Origin of the sequence: Planktothrix paucivesiculata PCC 9631 (genome assembly GCF_900009265.2) — a bacterium.
GTDB classification, from domain to species: domain Bacteria; phylum Cyanobacteriota; class Cyanobacteriia; order Cyanobacteriales; family Microcoleaceae; genus Planktothrix; species Planktothrix paucivesiculata.
On the sequence record NZ_LR735002.1, the window covers coordinates 142,165 to 159,379 of the forward strand.

The 17,215-nt window shown below is 37.3% G+C and carries 18 protein-coding genes; 12 read left to right on the forward strand and 6 right to left on the reverse strand.

The window, feature by feature from the left end:
• Positions 1-45: 45 nt before the first annotated feature.
• Together PL9631_RS05815 and PL9631_RS05820 are read left to right on the forward strand one after the other, a co-directional pair.
• The gene (locus PL9631_RS05815) at positions 46-1,299 is read left to right on the forward strand and encodes an FtsX-like permease family protein (protein WP_083617962.1); all 1,254 of its coding nucleotides are present in this window, start codon (positions 46-48) and stop codon (positions 1,297-1,299) included.
• A 218-nt stretch (positions 1,300-1,517) separates the two neighbouring features.
• Entirely contained in the window at positions 1,518-2,273 is a 756-nt protein-coding gene (locus PL9631_RS05820; protein WP_083617964.1) for an ABC transporter ATP-binding protein, read from the forward strand.
• A gap of 40 nt (positions 2,274-2,313) precedes the next feature.
• Here PL9631_RS05820 and petJ read toward each other — a convergent pair whose 3' ends face one another.
• Positions 2,314-2,655: a cytochrome c6 PetJ gene (gene petJ / locus PL9631_RS05825; protein WP_083617966.1), complete on the reverse strand. Its 342-nt coding sequence runs from the start codon at positions 2,653-2,655 to the stop codon at positions 2,314-2,316.
• A 40-nt stretch (positions 2,656-2,695) separates the two neighbouring features.
• Positions 2,696-3,151, reverse strand: a complete 456-nt coding sequence (locus tag PL9631_RS05830; RefSeq protein WP_083617968.1) for a DUF29 domain-containing protein — start codon at positions 3,149-3,151, stop codon at positions 2,696-2,698.
• 139 nt (positions 3,152-3,290) lie between these two features.
• Here PL9631_RS05830 and PL9631_RS05835 point away from each other — a divergent pair, with 139 nt between their 5' ends.
• Positions 3,291-5,441: a Tex family protein gene (locus tag PL9631_RS05835; RefSeq protein ID WP_083617970.1), complete on the forward strand. Its 2,151-nt coding sequence runs from the start codon at positions 3,291-3,293 to the stop codon at positions 5,439-5,441.
• Between the two features lie 206 nt (positions 5,442-5,647).
• Here PL9631_RS05835 and PL9631_RS05840 read toward each other — a convergent pair whose 3' ends face one another.
• On the reverse strand, positions 5,648-6,148 hold the full coding sequence (locus PL9631_RS05840; protein ID WP_083617972.1) for a MarR family winged helix-turn-helix transcriptional regulator: 501 nt from the start codon (positions 6,146-6,148) through the stop codon (positions 5,648-5,650).
• 103 nt (positions 6,149-6,251) lie between these two features.
• Here PL9631_RS05840 and PL9631_RS05845 point away from each other — a divergent pair, with 103 nt between their 5' ends.
• From PL9631_RS05845 to PL9631_RS05865, 5 genes are all read left to right on the forward strand, one after another.
• Entirely contained in the window at positions 6,252-6,740 is a 489-nt protein-coding gene (locus PL9631_RS05845) for a DMT family transporter (protein WP_083617974.1), read from the forward strand.
• A gap of 38 nt (positions 6,741-6,778) precedes the next feature.
• Positions 6,779-7,240 carry a DMT family transporter gene (locus tag PL9631_RS05850; protein WP_231516656.1) on the forward strand — a complete coding sequence of 154 codons (462 nt, stop codon included), beginning with the start codon at positions 6,779-6,781 and terminating at the stop codon, positions 7,238-7,240.
• Positions 7,241-7,419: 179 nt separating this feature from the next.
• The gene (locus tag PL9631_RS05855) at positions 7,420-9,279 is read left to right on the forward strand and encodes a tRNA-guanine transglycosylase (protein ID WP_083617979.1); all 1,860 of its coding nucleotides are present in this window, start codon (positions 7,420-7,422) and stop codon (positions 9,277-9,279) included.
• Between the two features lie 63 nt (positions 9,280-9,342).
• Positions 9,343-10,449: a DUF262 domain-containing protein gene (locus PL9631_RS05860; RefSeq protein ID WP_083617981.1), complete on the forward strand. Its 1,107-nt coding sequence runs from the start codon at positions 9,343-9,345 to the stop codon at positions 10,447-10,449.
• Positions 10,449-11,081, forward strand: coding sequence for an MAE_28990/MAE_18760 family HEPN-like nuclease (locus tag PL9631_RS05865; protein ID WP_083617982.1), 633 nt, complete (start codon positions 10,449-10,451; stop codon positions 11,079-11,081). The genes PL9631_RS05860 and PL9631_RS05865 overlap by 1 nt, the downstream gene beginning before the upstream one ends.
• An 86-nt stretch (positions 11,082-11,167) precedes the next feature.
• Here the strand turns inward: PL9631_RS05865 and PL9631_RS05870 are convergent, their stop codons facing one another.
• Positions 11,168-11,509 (reverse strand): helix-turn-helix domain-containing protein, encoded by a 342-nt coding sequence (locus PL9631_RS05870; protein ID WP_231516651.1) that lies wholly within the window; start codon positions 11,507-11,509, stop codon positions 11,168-11,170.
• On the reverse strand, positions 11,496-11,702 hold the full coding sequence (locus PL9631_RS26035; RefSeq protein WP_197046278.1) for a type II toxin-antitoxin system RelE/ParE family toxin: 207 nt from the start codon (positions 11,700-11,702) through the stop codon (positions 11,496-11,498). The genes PL9631_RS05870 and PL9631_RS26035 overlap by 14 nt, the downstream gene beginning before the upstream one ends.
• 270 nt (positions 11,703-11,972) lie before the next feature.
• Here PL9631_RS26035 and uvrA point away from each other — a divergent pair, with 270 nt between their 5' ends.
• The 4 genes from uvrA (at position 11,973) to rnc (ending at position 17,068) form a co-directional block, all read left to right on the forward strand.
• Complete coding sequence (gene uvrA / locus PL9631_RS05880; protein ID WP_156090467.1) at positions 11,973-14,960, forward strand: excinuclease ABC subunit UvrA; 2,988 nt, start codon at positions 11,973-11,975, stop codon at positions 14,958-14,960.
• A gap of 87 nt (positions 14,961-15,047) precedes the next feature.
• Positions 15,048-15,332 carry a type II toxin-antitoxin system RelE/ParE family toxin gene (locus tag PL9631_RS05885; protein ID WP_083617984.1) on the forward strand — a complete coding sequence of 95 codons (285 nt, stop codon included), beginning with the start codon at positions 15,048-15,050 and terminating at the stop codon, positions 15,330-15,332.
• 4 nt (positions 15,333-15,336) lie between these two features.
• Positions 15,337-15,645: a HigA family addiction module antitoxin gene (locus tag PL9631_RS05890; RefSeq protein ID WP_083617985.1), complete on the forward strand. Its 309-nt coding sequence runs from the start codon at positions 15,337-15,339 to the stop codon at positions 15,643-15,645.
• 253 nt (positions 15,646-15,898) lie between these two features.
• Complete coding sequence (rnc, locus tag PL9631_RS05895) at positions 15,899-17,068, forward strand: ribonuclease III (RefSeq protein ID WP_083617987.1); 1,170 nt, start codon at positions 15,899-15,901, stop codon at positions 17,066-17,068.
• On the opposite strand, the gene PL9631_RS05900 is transcribed toward rnc, so the two are convergent.
• Positions 17,060-17,212 (reverse strand): hypothetical protein, encoded by a 153-nt coding sequence (locus PL9631_RS05900; RefSeq protein WP_156090468.1) that lies wholly within the window; start codon positions 17,210-17,212, stop codon positions 17,060-17,062. The two genes, rnc and PL9631_RS05900, sit on opposite strands and share 9 nt — an antisense overlap.
• Positions 17,213-17,215: the final 3 nt, after the last annotated feature.

Here is a 17,215-nt window from a genome sequence, read left to right on the forward strand (position 1 = left end):
CCCCCTGTTCCCCCCTACCTCCCCTGCCCCCCTGCCCTCTAACCTATGGCTTCTCTGGCGCGAAAAAATCTATTTGAAGATATTCCCCGTTTTTTAGTGGCTCAAGCGGGGATTATGTTTGCTGTGAGTTTAGTTACCATTCAAAATGGAATTTTAACCGGGTTTATTCGGTCTTCTTCTATCTTAATTGATCACTCAAAAGCTGATATTTGGATCGCCTCTAAAGACATGATTCACCTAGAGTTAACCATGCCCATTTCTTTAGAACGAATGACCCAAGCCCAAACCGTTGAGGGCGTTGAACGAGCCGAAGCCTTTATTTTTAGAAATGCCCGTTGGCGTGATCCCCTAGAGAATAAAATCCATGCCGTTACTGTGGTCGGTTCCGATCCCGATGGAGAATTATTTTTCCCTTGGAATATTATTCAAGGAGAAGCTCAAGCCTTAAAAAATCCTTACACAATTATAGTTGATGAGAGCAAATTAAACGCACTCAAAATTAAAAATATTGGTGATATTGCTAAACTCGGAGGATTAGAAGCAAAATTAGGAGGAATTACCCAGGGAACCCAATCAATTGTGAGTAATAGTTTTATCTTTACCTCTTTAAAAAATGCTAACGCTTATGTGAATAGCCCCGTAAAAACTCAAACCCTGTGCCAACTTCAAAATGATGATTTACAATGTACTCAAAGCTATGAGGATCAATCCTCTAATCAAAAACCCCTGAATTCTCCGCCCCCAAGACAATTAAATCTAGCTGACCCTATTACATACGTTTTAATTAAAGCTAAACCCGATCAAGACTTAGCCCAACTCAAGCAAAAACTCCAGGAAACTTTACCCAATGATGTGCAAGTTTTGACCCGGGAAGAAATGTCAATGATCATGCAAACCTTTTGGCAAAAACGCACGGGGGTTGGATTTGTTCTCAGTTTGGGGGCGGCGGTCGGAATATTAGTCGGGATGGTCGTGGTCGGACAAATTCTTTATTCCTCCGTCAGTGACCACCTCAAAGAATTTGGGACTTTGAAGGCGATGGGAGCCTCCGACTGGGTAATTTACGGAATTATTTTAGAACAGGCTCTCTGGATGGCGGTTTTAGGTTATATTCCAGGGATGGCTCTATGTTTTGGTGTTGCCTATTGGGCCGGTGCGACCCAGGGAATTTTGATTTTAATTACCCCGTTATCGGCTTTGGGGGTATTCGGCTTAACGGTGGTTATGTGTACTGGGTCGGCGTTTTTCGCCATTCAGAAAGTCACTAAAGTTGACCCGGCGATTGTGTTTAAAGCTTGATAGGATGAGTTTTTGTTCCTCCGTTGAGTCAGATCACAGGCAATTGAGGACGTTTGAGTTTAGAATAGTAATACTAAACTGTATAGGATAGTTCATGTTCCCATTCCTTCTCCGACAATCCCGGATTTCTTCAGTAAACTGATAATAAGCCCTTGTAATTTAGTTTATTAGATCTGTCAATTCCCGTTATAAGCCCACATCATAATTAATTGGTAACAATGATACGCACTCAAGTGAACGAGGCAAAGTCTACTATATCCCCCAATCAGACTGAATATTATTCAGCCAATGCCAAAGTTAAGCCGATTGGAATTCAAACTTGTCGCGTGGAAATGGCTTATAAATCTGGACGGCAAACGGTTCAAGTTCTGGAAAATATTGATTTAGAAGTCGAACAAGGGGATATTCAACTGTTAATGGGGCCGAGTGGATCGGGTAAAACCACATTACTCTCAATTATCGCCGGACTTTTAACTCCAACGGCGGGACAGGTCTTTTTGTTGGGCGAAGAAATTACCAAATTGTCTCGGACTCAATTGGCAGAATTTCGTTTACATAATATTGGGTTTATTTTCCAAGGATTTAATTTATTTCCGGCTTTAACTGCTTTGGAAAATGTGGAATTAGCTCTCCATCTTAAAGGAATTAGGGGAAGAAATGCGAGAGAAGAAGCAAAAACTCGCTTAGAACAAGTCGGTTTACAGGATAAAATTCATCTGCTACCCCAGGATTTATCGGGGGGGCAAAAACAACGGGTAGCCGTGGCGCGCGCCTTAGCTGGAGAACCTCCATTAATTATGGCCGATGAACCCACAGCCGCCTTAGATTCTACCAGTGGCCGGGCTGTGATTGATCTGTTAAAAACCTTAGCCAAACAAGAAAATACAACGGTATTAATGGTAACTCATGATCCTCGAATTATGGATGTGGCTGATAGTATTTTGACCTTAGAAGATGGCAGAATTAAAAATTAAATAACGAGGAAACCGGGTTTCTGGCTATTCAGCAACTCGGTTAATTTTTCCAGTTCTTTTGGGCCTGTTCTAAAACATAGGCAGAAACTTCTTGAATTTCGGCTTCTGTTAAGCGATCTTTGTACGCAGACATATTATTTTTACCATTAGTTACTAAACTTGAAATTGCTTCTAAACTATCAACATGATTACGTTCTAAGGCTTTTTTCTGTAAAGTTTTTCCCCGTCGGACAATATTTCCTCCCCCAGCATGACATCCTGCACATTGCGCTTCAAATATTTTCGCCCCAGTATCAATATTAACAGCTAAGGCCGTGGCATGGACAGAACCCAGAACTAAAGTTAAGGTTAAGAATAATATTAGAAGTAATTTGTTGAGCATTGTTTATCCTTGAGGTAACATGAACATCGAACCGTTAAAATTAGGGTAAATAATCAGAATCTAAAACCTCCTCTAAAGAAAATGGGGGTTCGGTGGGAAATAAATCACTCGATAAATTATAGGTTTTGAGAATATCTTTTCTAGCTCGATTATAGCAATCAAGGAATATTTCATCTAACAAATTCCTTAAACTGGGACTATCTTCTAAGGATAAATCTATTTGTAACCGTTGTTCTACTATAGTACGCTGCCATCCCCTAGCATTATATTCTTTTTCGGTTTGCCAATAGTTTAATTTTAACAAATGTTCGATTAACACAATTAGTCGGTTTTTTACTTCTTTTTTCTCACTTCTTCCCCTACTATCAATTTCCTCAATTAAATTATTAATATCTACCTGATTTAACTTGCCTTCCTGCAATAGTTTAGAAGTTTGAAGTAACCATAAATAATAATCTTGTTCATATAAAGTGTTGTTTTGAGATAAGGTTTCCATCGCATTAAGCCTTTTGTCAAAAAGTCTACTAATTATAACATAAATAATATTAATTATAAACAATAGGAAGATTTTACCCCAATTCAATTAGATATGGTATAATCAACAATAGACTAAACTTAATTTTATTTCGCTTCTCATGTCGAATATTCCTCAAATTCTAGCTCAAGAACTTTCTCTTAAACCCTTCCAAGTAGAAAACGCCCTACAACTGTTTTCTGAAGGGGCAACTATTCCTTTTGTAGCGCGATATCGCAAAGAAATCACGGGTTTATTAGATGAAATTCAACTGCGAGATATCTCAGAACGTTATACTTATTTAACGGAATTGGAAGACCGAAAAAAAAGTATTTTAGAAGCGATCGCATCTCAAGAAAAACTCACCGATGAACTGCGAGAAAAAATTGAAACCTGTTTACAAAAAACCGAACTAGAAGATTTATATTTACCCTATAAACCTAAACGCAGAACCCGCGCCACCGTTGCCAAAGAAAAAGGATTAGAACCCCTAGCACAATGGATTGCCAATTTTAATCAACCCAATTCCCCTACTTTTGATTTAAACGCCGAAGCAGAAAAATATGTTTCTGAAGAAAAAGGTGTTAAATCCATTGAAGAAGCCTTAAATGGAGCCTCTGATATTTTGGCAGAAATCGTATCTGAAAAAGCGAATTTACGAGCCTATTTAAGAGAATATTTAATGAATCGAGGGGTATTTGTTTCCCTAGTTAAAGACGACTATCCCGAAGGAACAACTAAATTTGAAATGTATCGCCAATATCGAGAAAATGTACAGGATATTAGACCCCATAATTTGTTAGCTTTATTGCGGGGAGAAACCGAAGGAATCTTAAAAGTTGAGATTGAATTTGATCAAGATTTTGTTCAGTCTCATTTAGAATCCCAGGAAATTAAAACCAAAAATCCGATCATTAGAAAATTTTATCAACCGATGTTGAAAGATGCCTTTAATCGGTTAATGAAAACATCGTTAATTAGTGAAGTTAGAAGCGATCGCAAAACCTACGCTGATTTAGAATCAATTAAAACCTTTGAATCAAATTTAAGAGAATTATTACTCGCCTCCCCTGCGGGAATGAAACCCACCTTAGCCATTGACCCCGGGTTTAGAACTGGGTGCAAAGTTTCAGTATTATCAGAAACCGGAAAATTCTGTGAATATCATACCATTTTCCCCCACCAAGCGGAGGGTCAACGTCAAGAAGCAGCGAAAAAAGTTAAACAATTAATTGATAAATATAAAATCGAATTAATCGCGATCGGAAATGGAACCGCCGGACGAGAAACCGATGAATTTATAACAGAAATTATCGCTAAATTAGAGCGAAAACCGATCAAAGTGATGGTGAATGAATCCGGTGCATCCATTTATTCCGCTAGTGATGTGGCGCGGCAAGAATTTCCCGATTTAGACTTAACGGTGCGGGGTGCAATTAGTATCGGACGACGGTTACAAGATCCCCTAGCGGAATTAGTTAAAATTGATCCAAAATCCATTGGTGTCGGACAATATCAACATGATGTGGATCAGAAATTATTAAAGAAAAAACTCGATGATACGGTTGAAAGTTGTGTTAACTATGTGGGCGTGGAATTAAATACCGCTTCTAAGGAATTATTAACCTTTGTGTCAGGAATTACCCCAACAGTGGCCCAGAATATTGTTAATTATCGCAATGAAAATGGAGCTTTTAAAACCCGGAAAGAACTCTTAAAAGTCGCTAAATTAGGCCCAAAAGCCTTTCAACAGGCGGCGGGATTTTTAAGAATTCGAGGAGGTGTTAATCCTTTAGATAATACCGCAGTTCACCCCGAAAGTTATGCGGTTGTGGAAATTATGGCAAAGGATGTAGGCGTTACCTTAAATAATATTAGTCAATTTAAGGATAAAATTAAATCGGTTAAACTGGATAAATATGTTACCGAAACCATCGGAATTCCTACCTTAAAAGACATTATTAGCGAACTCGAAAAACCCGGACGAGATCCCCGGGCTGAGTTTAAATATGCCACATTCCGAGAAGGAATTAAAGAAATAACCGATTTAAAAATAGGAATGGAATTAGAAGGAAGTGTAACAAATGTAGTGGCTTTTGGGGCATTTGTTGATATTGGAGTCCATCAAGATGGGTTAGTTCATATTTCCCAACTCGCCGATCAATTTGTCGATGATCCGAATAAATTTGTTAAAGTGGGACAGGTTGTTAAAGTGCGAGTTATGGAAATTAATGAGAAGTTAAAACGGATTAGTTTAACGATGAAATTGTAGGGAATATATTAGGGATATTAAAGTTCCCAGAAATTCCTCAACTAAAACAACGAATCCTGACCGTTGTACTGCTACAGCCCGGATTAACTCAAACAAGTTTATGATACCCTAGAAATTTACTAAATCCAAATAGCCTGTAAAGCAACTCAGCCTAACCCGATGATAGTCACTAATAGTGACTAAGAAAAAAATTAGAGTTTTTCAGGTCATTGATCGCTCTCATCAAATGACAGCAAAAAACGACGGAGCAATTGAGTAAAAATTTGAGTTTCAGTTGGGTTGAATTGCTCAAGAAATTGAGTTTCCTTCTCAAACAAAACAGGCATGACCCGATTCATTAACTCAACTCCCTTGGAAGTCAGTTGCACACTTACACTGCGCCGATCATGGGGATCACGAATCCGAACAACCACACCCTCTTGTTCCAGGCGATCAATCCGGTTCGTCATCGCTCCAGACGAGAGCATTAACAAACCATAGAGGTCAGTGGGTTTGAGTTGGTAGGGTGAACCTTGCCGCCTGAGCGTCGCCAGCACATCAAACGACCACACATTCAAACCATAGTCAGCCAACACAGTTTCCCGATGCTTTTCCAATAATCGGGCAATTCGCAACACTCGTCCAATCACGGCTAAAGCGGAAACATCTAGCTCAGGGGACTCTCGTTGCCATTGTTCCAAAATTTCATCAATGCGATCGTGTTTCATAGGCTGATTATATCTTGATATCGAGATTCTTGACATTTATCTTTGTTTCAACTATCTTGATATCAAGATAAATTAATTATTCCATCCTGACACGGCTACAACCATGACCTTCTTACCTTTGTTCGGCTCTCGGAATCCCTTATGGCGCGGTCAAATTGGTCTTTATCTGCTGTTGTCGTTATTGAGTGGGGCGTTGTTACCCATTCAAGCCAGCATCAATGCTCAATTGGCACGTTCACTCAACTCTGCTCCTCTGGCGGCAGATATTTCCTATTTCGTCGGTTTACTAACTTTAATAACCTTGCTCTTAACCGGAAAGTTCGGTCATTTAGACGGCTTCACCCTACGCCAAGCACCGCTATGGAGTTTCACCGGAGGCTTATTTGGAGCTTGGTACATTGCCTCCAGTGCTTACTTCATCTCTAGTTTGGGAGCAACCCTCACGTTAGGATTTGTGGTCGGTGGACAGGCAATCGCAGGGATCATCATCGATCATTTTGGTTGGCTAGGAATGCCTAAACATCGTCTGACTCCCCATCGTCGTATTGCCGTCGGGCTGTTAGCCGTTGCTATCTTTTTTCTGAGACAATAATCAATTATTTCTCATATATTATGGATATTTTATTGGCAATGCTTGGGGCGGGTTCGGCCGGAAGTTTCTTGGCAATTGGATCTGCTGCTAATGCTCGGTTGAAACAAACCCTTCACTCTGCAATTGCAGCGACAGCTATGAATTTCTTGGTAGGGTTCGGTATTTTAACGCTTTTACTTGCATCGGGTCTTTTCAAATCACCGGGCTGGGAAAGGGTTGCTAATGTCCCTTGGTGGGCATTTTTAGGAGGATTGTTAGGAGCAATATTTGTCAGCTTAAGTACGTTGACCGTACCAAAGCTGGGTTTAACTACAGCCACATTAGCCGTTGTCTGTAGCCAAATGGTGATGTCACTAATCATTGATCAGTTGGGTTGGTTTGGTGTTCCACTCCATGCTCTGAATAGCTCCAGAGTCTTTGCGATTGTATTATTGATTGTGGCGATCGCTCTGACACAACTTGATCGTCTCACATCATCACCAAGCCGTAAACAAAACTGATTTGCTGTTGCCGAAATCCGAACAAACTTGATATTTTCGAGAACATTTTTCTCTGTTAAATTATTTTTTAAACAAGATAATAACAAGGTAAAAACCGAAGCTTATTTTGGTTATTTCCTTGTTAATTTTGTCTTTATACTATAATTAACTGGCCTTTATTCCTACAAAGTTTATAAAAAATGTTTTCAGCCCAATGTTTTAAATATGGTCGCATTGGTAAACTAGACCTTGTTCAAAGCCAATCTATTCAAACACCAATTCTCTTTCCTGTAGTTTCCCTAGTAACGGGTACAACAGCAAAAGGTGGGGGTCTCTGGAAATATATTTTACAAGCTGATTGTCAGAATAGTTTATTACGTCGTAATTTACCCGTTTTATCTCAAGTTCTGCACTTTTTAGATTTTATTCGGGATAGACCCAATCAATTAAATAAATGGCGAAGTCAAGGAATTATTAAACGTTATCATCAGGATTTATCACCTGGATTTGATTATACAGCCCCTCTATTTTTGGATTCTGGAGGGTTTAAATTACTCTGGAACCAAAGTATAGACTTATCAGCTTATGGTCTTTCTATTGAAAATGGACAAGGCCCTCAATCCATATTACAATTACAAAAAGATTTTGGAGGACAGATTATTGCGACATTAGATTATCCATTACCGCCTAAATTATCAGAAATTGAAGCTAAAGAACGAATGTTAAAAAGTATCAATAATGCTGTTGAAACCGCTTTAATACTTCAAAATGATTCAGATTATAATCCTTTTCTATATGTAGCTGCTCATGGTCAAGATAGAACTAGCATGGGAAACTATATTAAAAGCGTGTTTGATAAATTTCATCGAGAAGAATTAAGAAACTATCCTTTTGGATTTGCCGTTGGTTCATTAGTTCCACTGAGAGGAGCGCATAAATATAGTGCAATTATTAATCTAATTTTAGGCTTAAAGGAAAATATTCCTAAAGAAAAAATTGATAGAATCCCTATTCATGTTTTTGGAATAACAGGGAGTTTAATTCCAATCTTAGCTTATCTAGGAGTAGATAGTTTTGACTCTAGTAGTTATATTCAAGAAGCAAGAGGTTTGGGCTATATTGAACCTCTCACTGGACGTTCTCGCCCAATTTTAGGAATGGAAAAAATAACTTGTGATTGTTGTATTTGTCAAAATGCTAATTTAAAACATATACAAGATGCCTTAACCTCAGAAATTCGCGGTCGTCCTGTTCACAATGGGCATTATAAAAGTAAATATTATGCTGATATTGCTTTACATAATTTAGAAATGGATTTTAGAATCTTGGAAAAAACTCAAGAATCTATAAAATCTGATGAACTTCAGGAGTATGTTATTGAGCATACAGAAAAATTTACTAATTTACGTCCAGCTTTATCCTATTTAGGGACGCAAGATGATGGTTTACAGAAAAGATTATCACGCCTAGTAATCTCAATGGCTCCTCCTATTCAAAGTCAAAAAAATCAGCTTGAAGGTTTCGTTTCCCTTCAGTACACTCCTGAGGATTTTAATATTTTGACCAATGGTTATAACCCTTCAGGACATAAACAGATATTACTAATTATCCCTTGTTCTGAAAATAAACCTTATTCTATGTCTCATTCTCACCGTCTAATTAAACAACGCTTAGACGAAACTTTTGGTGAAAAAACAAAATTGATTCATAAAGTTACCCTATCGGGGCTTTACGGCCCTGTTCCTGAAGAATATGAACTTGAGTCTGCCATCTTGGGGTATGATTTTCGCTTAGAGCGATTTAATAATGCTCAAATTAGTTTGCTAACAGAACGTCTGACCTTATATTTAGAACGTTATAGCAATCACTATATTGCTTGCATTGGATACGCGACCAGTATGGCCTATCGCACTGTTTTGGAAAAGGTTGCCAAGAAAAATGCTAATTTCAAGGTTCTACCCGTCAAACCGAAAGCTCGGAAAATGACAGAGTTTTATCGCCCTGAGAATGTAGCCGAGTTACTTCAACAGCTTGACTTGGTTCTTCGTGAAAGACTATGATAAGCTAGAATTAAATTGAATGATAGCTTTTAAACTTAATTGCAATAAAAGGAGAAATAAAAGATGCCTTCTCTTGAAGAAATCATTGATGAAAAAATTGGTGAAGTTCGTACAGAATCGCTAGATTTAAGTTTTGGTGAGATTGTTAACTTACACGCAAATAATGAACTAATTATTCAACCAGAATATCAACGTTTATTTAGATGGTCTGATGTGCAAAAATCCAGGTTGATAGAATCAATTCTTTTAGAATTGCCTATTCCACAAATTTTTGTTATAGAGAATTCCGACGGTGTATTTGAATTGATTGATGGTCTGCAAAGAGTAAGTTCAGTGATCCAATTTGTTGATTCTTCACAATTGAAAGACAAAGATGATCAACCTTTGCTTCCTTTAAAATTGCAAGGGTGTGATTTAATTAAAGAACTAGACGATAAACTATTTAATGATCTATCTTTAACACTTAGACTAAGAATTAAAAGATCATCAATCAGAACTGTTATCATTAAAAGACAAAGTAAATCTTTTTTAAGATATAATATGTTTAAAAGGTTGAATACAGGTGGTGAAAGTTTAGAACCTCAAGAGATTCGTAATTGTTCAGCAAGAATGGTGGGAGAAAAAGGAATTAATTTTTATGAATTTTTAACTCAAAAAGCATCTAATCCTAATTTCAGAAAATGTATAGAAACTTTACCAGAAGAAGATAAAGATGAAAAAGCTGATGAAGAATTAGTGTTAAGGTTTTTTGCAGCTAAAAACGCTCCAGATTTATTTAAGTCAAGTGTAAAAGACTGGCTCGATATTTATATGGAAAAAATACTGTTAGAAGAAATTGATTTTGATTATCAATCTGAAAGCAATCAGTTTGATAACTTATTTGAGATCCTTGCCAGAACACTAGGTGAAAATTCTTTTGTAATTTATAAAGATAATCAACCTAAAGGAAACTTAAAACCTGCTTACTATGAAGCAATTACCGTAGGTACTTGTAATGCCTTAGATAAGCTGATGGACATTTCTGATGAAGTAATTAAACAAAAAATTATTGAAACGGTTCAAAGTAATGACTTTAAGCAGTATACTGGCTCAGGAGCCAATAAAAAAAGTTGGCTTAAAAATAGAATTAATACTATTGAAAACGCTTTACTAGAACTAATTCAAAACTAATGAGTAATTGGTCTCAAGAACTAGAAAATGATTTAAGCTGGCGGGAAGCAGAACTTGTATCACTAAAGTTGCAGGTGTTAAAAACTACTAAAGGTTCTGTAATATACCAAGCACTTCTGCGTGCATTGTGGGCAATGCTGTATGCTCACTATGAAGGATTTTGTAAATTTGCTTGGGATCTTTATTTAGAAGAATTACAGAAATTAGGAATTAAGAGAAAAGATTGTAGAGAAGAAATCGCTAAACTATCGTTACAAAAATACCTTAATAGCTTTAAATGGGACTTAAGTATAGATAGCTTTTGGGAATTCGGGCAAACTGGGTTTCAAAAAATGTTAGAAGAAGATTTGGATTTTTCAACTAAACTCGATACAGAATCCAATCTTTATCCAAATTTATTAAAGAAAAACTCTATTCAGGTTTGTTTGAATTACCAATTAGTTGAAAAATATGAAATAGAGTTAAAAGCTTTGGTAAAAAGGAGGAATCACATTGCTCATGGTAAAAAGATGATTATCAAAGACTTGCAAGAATATAAAAAATATGAAGATGCTGCTATAGAAGTTATGCACGAATTAGCAATCTCTATCGTTGATTGTTTGGATAATAAGTCATATCTGAAAAATCCATAATTAATTTGTTTTATGAATCATATGATTTAAGGTTAATCTAAATAATTCCTATTGTTGAATGATGCGATCGCTCTCTATATTGTTAATTACCCTATACTAGAAATTAAATCTCCGATCTCTTGAGGGGTAGCACCTGTAGCTAAAATAGCCTTAATTAACAACTCAATAGAAACCGAACCATCCCCATTTTCTGCTTTAGCAATACGCGGTTGACTAGAATGAATTTTTTCAGCTAACTCTGATTGTGTCATCAAATTTTGACGACGTTCTTTTAAATGACGACTTAATACTAATTTAATTTCAACTAATAACACTTCTTCCGGTGTGAGTTTTAAAAATTCAGCAACAGTTCCAACTTTCCAACCTTTAGCTTCTAAGCGTTTCTTTTTTTCTTGATCCATTGCATGATTAGGACTAATCTCTGTCATATTGCGTCAACCTCTTTTTACAATTTTCAATAACAATTTTTGGTGTGGTTCGGGTTGTTTTACTAAAAATATCAACAATTAAAATAGCATCGTGATCAATTCGATAAATAATTCGCCAGGTTTGACGACTATCTCGGATTCTTAATTCATGACAGTTATTTCCAATACTGGGCATCGGTCGAGAGTGAGGCATCCCCAAATTTTAACCTTGCTGCAACCTCCTTAAGAAAACACCTGCTTCAATTCTTGCGTTTTGACTAAAAGGTGGAGTTCTAACTTCTCCGTGCAACCAGATTAGGGGTTTATCCTGCTGATTCATCTTTTAAATATATCAGATTTAATCCAGTATATCAGATTTGATATATGGGATTAACGGATTTTAATTCATTGTTGGGTTTCCTTTTCATTCAACCGAGCCAATGGTAACGCTAAGATAATTAAGGACTGTACCACTCGAAATGTAGTGAACTCAAAATTGCTCTCTGACCCCCTGCCCTATCCCAACAACTCCCCCAACACCATCCGCATTCGGGGGGCGAAACAACATAACTTGAAAAATGTTGATTTGGAGTTACCGCGCGATCGCTTAATTGTATTTACAGGCGTTTCCGGCTCTGGGAAATCGTCCCTCGCCTTTGATACCATCTTCGCTGAAGGTCAGCGCCGCTATGTGGAGTCCCTGAGCGCCTACGCCCGCCAATTCCTCGGACAACTGGATAAACCCGATGTCGATGCGATCGATGGCTTGAGTCCCGCCATTTCCATTGACCAGAAATCAACCTCCCATAACCCCCGCTCTACCGTTGGGACGGTGACGGAGATTTATGATTATTTGCGGTTGCTATTTGGTCGCGCTGGACAGCCCCATTGTCCGATGTGCGATCGCAATATTGCCCCCCAAACCATTGATGAGATGTGCGATCGGATCATGGAACTTCCAGACCGCACCAAATTCATGATCCTAGCTCCAGTTGTTAGGGGAAAAAAAGGAACCCACCGCAAGCTATTATCAAGTTTAGCCTCCCAGGGATTTGTGCGTGTTAGGGTGAATCATGAGGTTTTGGAACTCTCAGAAAATATTGAATTAGATAAAAACCATAGCCATAATATTGAAATTGTTATTGACCGCTTAATTAAAAAACCAGGACTACAAGAACGTCTCGCTGATTCCTTAACCACCTGTTTAAAACAATCAAATGGAATTGCAATTATCAAACTCTTAGATGATAGATCAACGGATGCAAAAAATGAAAATTCTGAAGATCCAGAACATCAGGATCATTTAGAACAAGATAACTTTGAATCCCCCTCAATTAAAGGGGTAGAATCTTCACAATTAATATTTTCTGAAAACTTCGCTTGTCCCGAACATGGGGCGGTAATGGAAGAACTTTCTCCTCGGTTATTTTCTTTTAATTCTCCCTTTGGGGCTTGTCCAAGTTGTCATGGTTTAGGACATCTCAAAACCTTTTCCTCGGAGTTAGTCATTCCCGACCCCACTCAACCCGTTTATACGGCCATTGCTCCTTGGTCAGATAAGGATAATTCCTATTATTTATCCATTTTACATAGTGTCGGTCAAGCCTTTGGTTTTGAGATTACCACTCCTTGGAATCAACTCACAAAAGAACAACAAAATATTATCCTTTATGGTTCAGAGGAACCTATTTTAATTGAAACCGATTCTCGCTATCGAGAAAACAAAGGTTATTATCGACCCTACGCCGGGGTATTGCCATTATTACAACGTCAATATCAAGATAGTGCTTCCGAATTACAAAAGCAAAAATTAGAACAATATTTAATTGATCAACCCTGCGAAGTTTGTCTGGGAAAACGACTCAAACCCGAAGCCCTAGCGGTGCGAGTTGGACAATATCAAATCGATGAATTAACAGGGGTTTCAATTCAGGATTGTTTAAACCGAATTAATCAGTTAAACCTAACCGAAAGACAAGCAAAAATAGCGGAATTAGTTCTGCGGGAAATCAGAGCCAGATTGCAATTTTTACTCGATGTAGGATTAGACTATTTAACCCTAGCTAGAACCGCATCTACCCTATCAGGAGGAGAAGCCCAACGGATTCGGTTAGCTACTCAAATTGGAGCGGGTTTAACGGGGGTTTTATATGTATTAGATGAACCTAGTATTGGTTTACATCAACGGGATAATACAAAACTCTTAAATACGTTGATAAAATTACGGGATTTAGGTAACACTTTAATTGTGGTTGAACATGATGAAGAAACCATTCGGGCGGCGGATCATTTAGTGGATATTGGGCCGGGGGCGGGAGTACATGGCGGCGAAATTGTTGCTCAAGGAAATATAGAGGTTTTATTAAAAACTGAGCGCTCTTTAACGGGTGCTTATTTATCAGGAAGAAAACAAATAGAAACCCCCACAGAAAGAAGAAAAGGAAATGGAAAACAGATTAAATTAATTAACGCTACCCGCAATAACTTAAATAATATTACCGTGGAAATTCCGTTAGGAAAACTGGTGAGTATTACGGGGGTTTCGGGTTCAGGAAAATCTACCTTAATGAGTGAATTACTGTATCCGGCTTTACAACATCATTTTACCCGTAAAGTGCCTTTTCCCAAGGATTTAAAACAAATAGAAGGGTTAGACGCCTTAGATAAAGTGATTGTCATTGATCAATCTCCCATTGGTCGCACACCCAGATCTAACCCCGCAACTTATACCGGAGTTTTTGATATTATTCGAGAGGTTTTTACCGAAACCATTGAAGCTAAAGCCAGAGGTTATAAAGCCGGACAATTTTCGTTTAATGTTAAAGGAGGGCGGTGTGAAGCCTGCGGAGGACAGGGTGTTAATGTGATTGAAATGAACTTTTTACCCGATGTTTATGTCCAGTGTGAAGTGTGCAAAGGAGCCCGATATAATCGGGAAACTTTACAGGTCAAATATAAAGGATATTCGATTGCAGATGTGTTAAATATGCCCGTAGAAACGGCTTTAGAAGTGTTTCAAAATATTCCTAGGGCGGCAGGTCGGTTACAAACTTTAGTGGATGTTGGTTTGGGTTATATTCAGTTAGGACAACCTGCGCCAACCTTATCAGGAGGAGAAGCCCAACGGGTTAAATTAGCATCAGAATTATCCAAAAGAGCCACGGGAAAAACCTTATATTTAATTGACGAACCGACAACGGGTTTATCCTTTTATGACGTGCATCAATTATTAAATGTATTGCAAAGATTAGTGGATAAAGGTAATTCTATTTTAGTAATTGAACATAATTTAGATGTAATTCGTTGTGCAGATTGGGTAATTGATTTAGGGCCAGAGGGAGGAGATAAAGGGGGAGAATTAATTGCAGAAGGAACCCCGGAAGATATTGCTAAAAATGCTAAATCTTATACGGGGATTTATTTAAAACAAGTGTTAAAACAACATCTTGCTAAGGTTGATACTTTGGAATAAATAATAATGAGCAAGTCATCATAAGATTTAATCTTTACTCAAAATAGTGTTTGACGCTATGATAGTATTTTGCTATGATCAAATAGGATGATTCAAAATTTTAGGTGTAAAGAAACTGAACGCTTATTCAGGAGACAGTATTCTCTCACACTCCCACCGTCAATACAACGTATTGCTCAACGTAAATTGGCGATATTGGATGCGGCTGAGAAAATAGAAGATTTGCGAGTTCCTCCTGGAAACCGTTTGGAAAAGTTAAAAGGCGATCGCCAAGATCAATATAGTATTCGTATTAATGAGCAATGGAGAATCTGTTTTAGATGGGATAATGGCAATATATTAGATGTAGAAATTGTAGATTATCATCGTTAAAATTATGATCGAACCTAAGTTAGAACCCGTTCACCCTGGTGAAATTCTATTAGAAGAATTTTTGAATCCGATGGAGATAACCTTAGAAAAGTTAGCCGAGGATATTCATATTTCTTTGATAAAAATTGATGAGATTATTCAAGGAAAATCTTCGATAACCGCAGATATTGCTTTGAGATTGTCGAAATATTTTGAACTCTCAGAACGATTTTGGTTAAACCTTCAAATTAATTATGATTTAGAATTGGCAAAAGATCAGTTAGAAGATCGGTTAGAGTCTGAAGTATTAAAGTTTAGTAAACAGTCAAAATGATCAGATATTTACAATTTAATTAATCATTATAGCGATCGCTCATCCCCCAGTTTATCAAAAATATCCATTTTTGAGGCTAATTTGGGGATATAATTTCTGTGCTTTCTACAAAAATATCAGTTTTTCAGAAATCGAATATTGTCGAGTTGTAGTTAAGGTCTAAGTTACTCAACCTATGGTATCAAACTATTTACCGGTATTGATAGGTGTGGCTTTTTGTTTTGAGCTATTTTAGTAAAAGGATGAACTTAATATGCAACTCAGCAATAATGAAAGAATTGGTCAATCTTTGACATTATTAAGTCAAGCACTCTCTCCTTACGTCGAACAAAAAATGAGAGAAGTTTATGGTAATAGTTGGTTTTCTCAGGTCAATCTTTGCCTATCAAACAAGAACAATTTCAATCGAAGTAATGAAGAAATTTTCCAAGACGTTTCTACTTTATTAACTATAATCAATCAACGCTGGGATAAAGTTTTCAAGAAATATTTATCTTCAGAAAGATATTTAATCAGTGAATTGATTGAAGTCCGAAATAGATGGGCGCATATTAATGGCTTTTCACCAGAGGACGCTTTTCGCGCTTTAGATAGTATTCATCGGTTACTGGTGAAAATTGGTGCTGAACAGGAAAAGACTGTTGATGCTCATAAACAAATTGTTTTTAAACTTCTGAGTCAAAAACAATCTAATTTTTCTCAAGCTCAAATGTCTCAAGCCGATGAGCAAATTCGAGAGCAATTGAAAGAACTTTTAGATATTATTCCCTTTCAAGATGCGAGATTATTATTACGAGCATTAACCCATCGCAGTTATATGTTTGAAAACCCTACAAAAACACAAGGAGATAACGAACAACTGGAATTTTTAGGGGATTCTGTATTACAATTTTTAGCAGGAGATTATGTCTATGAAAAATATTTCGGTGAACAGGAAGGACAATTGACCCAGAAACGAGAAAAAATTGTTAGTAATGAAGCGTTAGCAATATTAGCTCAGAATTTTAATTTAGGAAAATGGATAAAATTAGGGAGAGGCGAAGAATTAACCGGAGGTCGGACAAATCCAACTTTATTAAGTAATACCTTAGAAGCGGTCATTGGAGCTTATTATAAAGATTCTGGTATTGATGCGGTTTGGGAATGGTTAAAACCGATGTTAGAACAATTAGAAACCATAAAAATTGAGGCTAACTGTTCTCAGGTATTGAATGATGCTAAAAATACTTTTCAACATTGGGCGATAACTAATCATAAACAAAATCCTGAATATATTGTTATTCAAGAATCTGGAAATGCTCATAATAGAGTCTTTACTGTAGCAGTTAAAGTCAATGGTATTAGTTATGGTCAGGGAACAGCTACAAGGATAAGAGATGCAGAAAAGCAAGCTGCTACCCTAGCTTTAAATAAATTAACGTGAGTTCGATGGAGTGCGATCGCGATAAAACAGACGACTATTGAGCAGGCGATCGCGATAAAACAGACGACTACTGGGCAAGCGATCGCGATAAAACAGACGACTACTGGGCAGGCGATCGCGACAAAACAGACGACTATTGGGCATATG

What these genes read in the sequence shown, in the direction of transcription:
- PL9631_RS05815 (WP_083617962.1), top strand. Translation starts at nt 46, where the DNA reads ATGGCTTCTCTGGCGCGAAAAAATCTATTTGAAGATATTCCCCGTTTT.
- PL9631_RS05820 (WP_083617964.1), top strand. Translation starts at nt 1,518, where the DNA reads ATGATACGCACTCAAGTGAACGAGGCAAAGTCTACTATATCCCCCAAT.
- petJ (WP_083617966.1), bottom strand. Translation starts at nt 2,655, where the DNA reads ATGCTCAACAAATTACTTCTAATATTATTCTTAACCTTAACTTTAGTT.
- PL9631_RS05830 (WP_083617968.1), bottom strand. Translation starts at nt 3,151, where the DNA reads ATGGAAACCTTATCTCAAAACAACACTTTATATGAACAAGATTATTAT.
- PL9631_RS05835 (WP_083617970.1), top strand. Translation starts at nt 3,291, where the DNA reads ATGTCGAATATTCCTCAAATTCTAGCTCAAGAACTTTCTCTTAAACCC.
- PL9631_RS05840 (WP_083617972.1), bottom strand. Translation starts at nt 6,148, where the DNA reads ATGAAACACGATCGCATTGATGAAATTTTGGAACAATGGCAACGAGAG.
- PL9631_RS05845 (WP_083617974.1), top strand. Translation starts at nt 6,252, where the DNA reads ATGACCTTCTTACCTTTGTTCGGCTCTCGGAATCCCTTATGGCGCGGT.
- PL9631_RS05850 (WP_231516656.1), top strand. Translation starts at nt 6,779, where the DNA reads ATGCTTGGGGCGGGTTCGGCCGGAAGTTTCTTGGCAATTGGATCTGCT.
- PL9631_RS05855 (WP_083617979.1), top strand. Translation starts at nt 7,420, where the DNA reads ATGTTTTCAGCCCAATGTTTTAAATATGGTCGCATTGGTAAACTAGAC.
- PL9631_RS05860 (WP_083617981.1), top strand. Translation starts at nt 9,343, where the DNA reads ATGCCTTCTCTTGAAGAAATCATTGATGAAAAAATTGGTGAAGTTCGT.
- PL9631_RS05865 (WP_083617982.1), top strand. Translation starts at nt 10,449, where the DNA reads ATGAGTAATTGGTCTCAAGAACTAGAAAATGATTTAAGCTGGCGGGAA.
- PL9631_RS05870 (WP_231516651.1), bottom strand. Translation starts at nt 11,509, where the DNA reads ATGACAGAGATTAGTCCTAATCATGCAATGGATCAAGAAAAAAAGAAA.
- PL9631_RS26035 (WP_197046278.1), bottom strand. Translation starts at nt 11,702, where the DNA reads ATGCCTCACTCTCGACCGATGCCCAGTATTGGAAATAACTGTCATGAA.
- PL9631_RS05885 (WP_083617984.1), top strand. Translation starts at nt 15,048, where the DNA reads ATGATTCAAAATTTTAGGTGTAAAGAAACTGAACGCTTATTCAGGAGA.
- PL9631_RS05890 (WP_083617985.1), top strand. Translation starts at nt 15,337, where the DNA reads ATGATCGAACCTAAGTTAGAACCCGTTCACCCTGGTGAAATTCTATTA.
- rnc (WP_083617987.1), top strand. Translation starts at nt 15,899, where the DNA reads ATGCAACTCAGCAATAATGAAAGAATTGGTCAATCTTTGACATTATTA.
- PL9631_RS05900 (WP_156090468.1), bottom strand. Translation starts at nt 17,212, where the DNA reads ATGCCCAATAGTCGTCTGTTTTGTCGCGATCGCCTGCCCAGTAGTCGT.